General features: G+C 38.4%; 6 protein-coding genes. All 6 read right to left on the bottom strand.

The window, feature by feature from the left end:
* The coding region (locus tag U9Q18_05255; protein ID MEA3313765.1) for an ABC transporter ATP-binding protein at positions 1–724 on the bottom strand (724 nt) is incomplete at its 3' end.
* Between the two features lie 11 nt (positions 725–735).
* A complete protein-coding gene (locus U9Q18_05250; protein MEA3313764.1) occupies positions 736–1,644 on the bottom strand; it encodes an ABC transporter permease in 909 nt (302 codons plus the stop codon).
* Positions 1,645–1,653: 9 nt separating this feature from the next.
* The gene (locus U9Q18_05245) at positions 1,654–2,655 is read right to left on the bottom strand and encodes an ABC transporter permease (protein MEA3313763.1); all 1,002 of its coding nucleotides are present in this window, start codon (positions 2,653–2,655) and stop codon (positions 1,654–1,656) included.
* A gap of 91 nt (positions 2,656–2,746) precedes the next feature.
* Complete coding sequence (locus U9Q18_05240) at positions 2,747–4,969, bottom strand: ABC transporter substrate-binding protein (GenBank protein ID MEA3313762.1); 2,223 nt, start codon at positions 4,967–4,969, stop codon at positions 2,747–2,749.
* Positions 4,970–5,051: 82 nt separating this feature from the next.
* Positions 5,052–5,531: a hypothetical protein gene (locus tag U9Q18_05235; GenBank protein ID MEA3313761.1), complete on the bottom strand. Its 480-nt coding sequence runs from the start codon at positions 5,529–5,531 to the stop codon at positions 5,052–5,054.
* The gene (locus U9Q18_05230) at positions 5,518–6,090 is read right to left on the bottom strand and encodes an RNA polymerase sigma factor (GenBank protein ID MEA3313760.1); all 573 of its coding nucleotides are present in this window, start codon (positions 6,088–6,090) and stop codon (positions 5,518–5,520) included. Before U9Q18_05230 ends, U9Q18_05235 begins: the two co-directional genes overlap by 14 nt.
* Between the last annotated feature and the right edge of the window lie 34 nt (positions 6,091–6,124).

The following is a 6,124-nucleotide window of genomic DNA, read 5'->3' as shown; positions in this document are numbered from 1 at the left end:
TTACAGATGAGTATTCTACAATTTTTCCCATATAAGCTACTACGACGGTATCTGCCATTTCAGCAACAAGGGCAAGGTCATGTGTGATAAAAAGAATAGCTGTTTCAATTTTTTTCTGCAAACCTTTCATTAGTTCTAGAATTTGTGCTTGAATCGTTACGTCAAGTGCGGTTGTTGCTTCATCAGAGATAAGGAGATCTGGATTGCAAGACACTGCCATAGCAATCATTGCCCTTTGTCTCATTCCACCGCTCATCTCATGCGGATATTCGTTGAATCTTTTTTCAGGGTCAGGGATGCCTACAAGATCAAGCATTTCTATTGTTTTTTTTCTTGCTTCTTCTTCATTTACACCCTGGTGTATAAGAATTGCTTCCATAACTTGATTTCCGATAGTATATACTGGATTTAATGCGGTCATTGGCTCCTGAAATATCATTGCTATTTCTGAACCTCTAATTTTTCTCATTTCTTCTTCACTTTTTTTAAGAAGGTCTTCTCCTTTAAATATTATTTCTCCCCCCGCATTTTTACCGGGTTGATCTACTAATCTAAGAACTGAAAGCGATGCTACACTTTTGCCGCACCCGCTTTCTCCTACGAGACCCAAAACTTCGCTTTTATGAAGTTTTAGATTTATACCATCAACTGCTTTTACTATTCCATCATCCGTGTAGAAGTATGTTTTTAAATCTTTTACTTCTAATAAAAGTTCTTTTTCCATTTTTTTCACCTCTACCTATAAAGCCTTGGGTCTAATGCATCACGCAGGCCATCACCTAAAAAGTTAAATGCAAGTGTGGTTATCAAAATTGCGATTCCAGGCCACCACATAAGCCAGGGAGCAGTAAGCATAAAGGTTTGGGCTCCATTTAACATGTTGCCCCAGCTTGGAGTAGGTTGTCTTATTCCCAGCCCTAAGAAAGAAAGTGTTGCTTCATAAATGATGTTACCGGCAATCGCAAGAGTGGAAGCAACAATTACAGGAGCCATTGTGTTGGGAAGAAGGTGTACAATCATTATTCTTGCTGGGCTTTCTCCTATCGCTTTTGCTGCTTCTGTAAACTCCTGTTCTTTCAGGGAAAGCACTTCTCCTCTTACCAACCTTGCTACACCCATCCAACTAAAAACTGAAATGATAAATATGATTGCAGCGAGCGATCCGCGAATTACTGAGGCTAAAACAACCATTATAGGAAGAACAGGGATGGAAAGCATAAAGTCCGTGAAACGCATAATAAGCATATCTGTTATGCCACCAGAATATCCTGCTATTAATCCAAAAAATAGGCCTATTGATGCTCCTACAAAGCTACATATAAATCCTACTGCAAGAGAAACGCGTCCTCCATATAGTATTCTTGACCAGGCATCTCTTGCCATGTTGTCTAATCCCAATGGATGCCCGGGTCCTGGAGGTGCAAGTTCTGGGCGTGCAGTCCAGGGAACAGATTTTATATATGTGTAAGGGTCGTTTCCAAATGAAAGTGGTTTTGCTAATATTACTACTAAAATTAAAATTCCAAGTATAACGAGTGCTATCATTGCAAGATGATGTTTTCTAAGTCTCTGGAATACTTTTCTCCAGTAACCGTAGGTTTCTGAAGTAGTTGTTCCGCCGTCTACGTATGTGTTTTTTGCCATGGCATCCTCCTAACTGTACCTTATTCTTGGGTCAACAACTGCATACAATATGTCCGCAATGAAATTTCCAAGCACAACTAATACTGCAAAAATCGTTATGAGAGCCATTGCAACAAATACATCCTGAGACATAACTGCTTTAAAAGTGAGTCTTCCCATGCCATCGATTGCAAAGACTGTTTCGGTTATCATTGCTCCGCCAATCAAGATTGGGAATGACAAGCCTATCAGTGTAATAATCGGTATAATTGCATTTCTGAATGCATGTTTATAAATTACAGTTCTGCTATCTACTCCCTTAGCTCTTGCTGTCCTTACATAATCTTGATGTTTTACTTCAAGCATAGAAGATCTCATATAACGAAGCCATGCTCCCATTTGGAATACTACAAGTACAAAGATAGGTAGAGCAAGGTGCCATGCAGTATCTATGAATTGTTTTATTTTTGGAGCCTCACTAAATTCAACGGGCATACCTTGTACTATAAGAAAAGCAGAATGCGCACCTGCTGCAGGGAACCAGTGAACCCTTACAGCCAGAAGATACATTAGCATAATGCCAAACCAGAATGTTGGCATCGACATACCGAAAAATGCAAAAAATGTTAAGGCATAATCTGAAATTGAATATTGGTGAAGTGCAGAATAAATTCCTAATGGTATTGAAATAACGACAGCCAGAATCATTGAAGTGGCGGAGAATGCTATTGTTATGGGGATCCTTGACTTTACTACTTCCATTACATTCCTGCCCGGTGCTAATATTGATAGACCCCAGCCTGCTTTTGGATAGATAAAATCTTTTAACCAGTATATAAATCTTATGACAAGTGGTTCATCCCAATGCCATATATGCCTTAGTCTCTGTATGTCTTCTGGGCGGACATGAGGATTAATGATTAATGTTGCAAATGGGTCTCCCATTTTAGATACGAGCCAGAAGCTGACAAATGCAATAGCAAACAGAACCGGTATCAATTCTAAAGCGCGCCTTATCAAATAATTTTTCATCTGCGTAATTCCTCCTATTATGCAATTATTAAAGAGGGGAAGACTGTAGTCTTCCCCTCTTTATAACTACGATCTTCTTATCTTTTTATCTCTATTTCTCCCAGTACCAGTATTGAGCATTGTATGAACTTGGTGTTATAGCATTGAGGTCATACTCTTCGGTGCCTATGAGCCCTTTACGAATCGCCCAGACTGATACATGCAAGTTGAGGTAAAGCTCCGGAAGCTCGTCATAAACGATAGCCTGTATTTTCTTTGAGGCATCGATTCGAACAACATCATCAACCGAATCATTACAAATTGTTAACCATTTATCTAATTCTGCGTTGCTAATGTGTGTATAGTTCTGACCAGCCCAGCCGGTTTCTTCGGTAGGAATTTGGTTGGTGTGATAAAGTGTGTATGAACAAATTCCAGCTGGATCTGAGCCCCACGCAAATAGAGAAGCTTGGAAATTGCCGTCATACCAGGTGTCAATCATTGGGCCCCAGGCTTGAGGTACGTAACTTCCGGAAATTCCGAGATTATCTTTCCAGTATTTAAGGCAAAATTCAATTTCTTGTTCACGCACTGCATATCCTGCTGGGCCCGAAATATCAATAGTAACTTTCTTTCCTTCTGGATTAATTAAAGCGCCGCCGCTGTCCCAGGTATATCCTGCTTTTGTAAGTATATCTCTTGCTTTTGCAGGGTCATATGGATACATGCCAATAAGGTCTTTATTAAACGCAGTCATTCCCCCTGGCATTGGCCCGTATGAAAGATCTCTCTTACCACTAAATATTTTTCTGCTCATTTCTTGTCTGTCTAATGCAAACATCAACGCTTTACGAAGGTTCACATCTTTCATGAATTCGTCATCAAGGTTTAAAGTAATATGCTCCCAGTAAACAGACTGGACAAAGCGAATGTTAAATGTTCTGGTTAAGCCATTTTTTTCTGCTGCGTCGGCCTGTGGTATGTCAATTCCAATGCCTGGCATTGTCATATCGAGTTTACCTGCAAGAAGCTGCATAAGCATTGTGTTTGTATCTGGTGTTATATAATAAACAAATGTATCAAGGAGACCTGCACCTGCCCAGTAATTTGGATTTTTTTCCAAAATAATGTAGTTTCCGGGAGACCATGTTTTAACTTTGTATGGTCCGCTGTATACTGGATCCAAATTGTAGTCGCATGAGTTGATATTTTCTGGAGTTGAGTCTAAAATTGGTTTTAATATGTGTGAAGGATAAACGCCGCCGCTGAGTGGACTATACTGAGCCCAGATACTGGGTGCTGTCCAGTAAACAACGAGTGTGTAATCATCTGGTGTTTCAACTTTTGCTACTTTTTCCGGAACATCTCTTGATACAACTTGTACGGCATCATTTAAGTGCATTTCCCAGCCGAATACATAATCTTTTGCTGTTACTGGCTGACCATCTGACCATTTGATACCCTTTTTGAGCTTCCATGTAGTTTTCATTGTGCCGTCTTCATTGATAATCCAGGTACCGTTGGCTACGCTTGGAATGTAATCTGCCTGGATAGGATAAAGTTTTCCTGAGGGGAGAGTAGATGAAGAGCCTTCTGCGACTGCTCCTAATACTTCAAACATTACTGCACTTGAGCCAAGTGCATCAAAAAGAGTTTTAGGTTCTTCAGAAGTTGCAACAGAAACTTGTCCGCCTTTTACTGGTGGCTTAAGAATCATATAGATTGAATATGCGCATTCTGCTCTTGTTCCGGCATTTTTTGGTCTGATGTTTCTTTCTTTGTCCCATTTAAGAAGCTGTGCATCAGGTCTTACTGCAAGTGTCATTGCTCCTCTTGCCCATGAGGAAATTTTTGCCTCATCGTTAGAGAAGGTTGCAATGATAAGACTTGAAGAAAGTGATTCTGCTTCTTTGCCTAATACTCTAATTTCAAGAACGGCAAGTTGTTCTCTTGTGATTGGATCTGCTGACCCGAATTTGCCGCCTCCATAGCCTTTGATGTAGCCTGCTTTTGATGCAGCTTCTACGTAGCCATAAGACCAACGCGATTTCGAAACATCGCTATAAGTTGGTATTGCTGGCTTGGACAGCGAGAGGCCTTTTGCTACAACGATCATTTTTGCAAATTGCTCACGTGTTACAGCGTTCTCTGGTTTAAAAGTTCCATCCGGGAAACCTGCTATTACGTTTTGTGTAACAAGGTAGTCAATATGTTTTTTTGCCCAGTAGTTTGTTGGGACATCAGGGAAGCCTGCTGCGCTTACTGAAGCTGGCCTTACCGCGAAGAATACCAACACCATCATTACTGCAAGTGTTAAAGCTAATACTTTTTTCATACTTTTTCCTCCTTTAAGATTTATGTTTTGTTTTCTTACTTCTTTTTACGTTTTTTTGCCTGTTTTCACCTCCCAAATTATATTACTGTAATGTTTTAAATTGACCTAACGGCCAATAGAGTATTGCAAAGTTTTCCTTAGTGTACAAAATTTCAACACCTTGCCCATTTATTTTTTTACTTTCTATTCTCACTATATCGATATCTTTTATTTTAACTGGTTGTATAGCTTGTTTTGGTGTTTTTAGTCCTGCCAAGCTTGCTATGATAAGTAGCACTGAGGCGAATCCAATGGCAAGTCTTGTAAGCCCTTCTTTTTTTGGTTTTCTTAGTTCGTTGTTTACTAATTTGTTTTTTTTGAGTTGAGATAAAAGTGTTTCTTCGAGATTATCACGGAAATTGTTATCAGGAGTTTCGTCTCCTTTTTTGAGAAACAGTGCAATATCAGCTATGGATAAAAGATCCACATCATCATTTAGCTCTTTATAGTTTGGAGATTTCTCTTCCATTAGGTGCTCTATAAAGTTTGAAATGCTTTGTTCTTTTGCCTTATTGATTTGCATTTTTTATTCTCTCCTTAACTTTTTCTTTTAAGGCGTTCAATGCTCTAAATTGCATTATTTTTATAGCCCCTTCATTTTTTCCAAGTGTTGCAGCAATTTCGCGAATATGTTTTTTCTTGAAGAACCTTAATTTAATAATTTCTCTATACTGTTTTGGAATTTTCTGCAACTCTTCATTAATTATCTCTTCTATTTCCTTTCTCTCTATCATAATGTATGGGTCATCAATTGGTGGAAGTAGCACATTTCCCCATTTTTCTTCAAGTGGAAGAATTTCTATGCCTGCATTTTTTCTAAACAAATCTCTTATAGCGTTTCGTTCTATGCTGTATACCCAAATATCTAATCCTTCGTTCATCCTGCTTTCATATGTATTTAAATTTTTAAAAATTTTAAAAAATGTTTCTGAGGTAATATCCTCAGCTTGTTCCCTGTTTTGTAGTTTTCTATAAGCATACTTATATATTTTAGGGAAAAACATTTTATAAAATTCTCTAAATGCTTTTTCATCTCCTGAAACAATTTTCTTAACAAAAATAATTTCTTCTCTTTTTTCCAATCCTTCACCTATATAAACGTAATTTTTTAAAAAA

It is taken from the genome of Caldisericota bacterium (assembly GCA_034717215.1).
GTDB lineage: Bacteria > Caldisericota > Caldisericia > Caldisericales > Caldisericaceae > UBA646.
This window is presented reverse-complemented; position numbering and strand designations above follow the sequence as displayed.

Coding starts and splice junctions, on each gene's coding strand:
- U9Q18_05235 (MEA3313761.1), bottom strand. CDS start 5,531: ATGCAAATCAATAAGGCAAAAGAACAAAGCATTTCAAACTTTATAGAG.
- U9Q18_05250 (MEA3313764.1), bottom strand. CDS start 1,644: ATGGCAAAAAACACATACGTAGACGGCGGAACAACTACTTCAGAAACC.
- U9Q18_05240 (MEA3313762.1), bottom strand. CDS start 4,969: ATGAAAAAAGTATTAGCTTTAACACTTGCAGTAATGATGGTGTTGGTA.
- U9Q18_05245 (MEA3313763.1), bottom strand. CDS start 2,655: ATGAAAAATTATTTGATAAGGCGCGCTTTAGAATTGATACCGGTTCTG.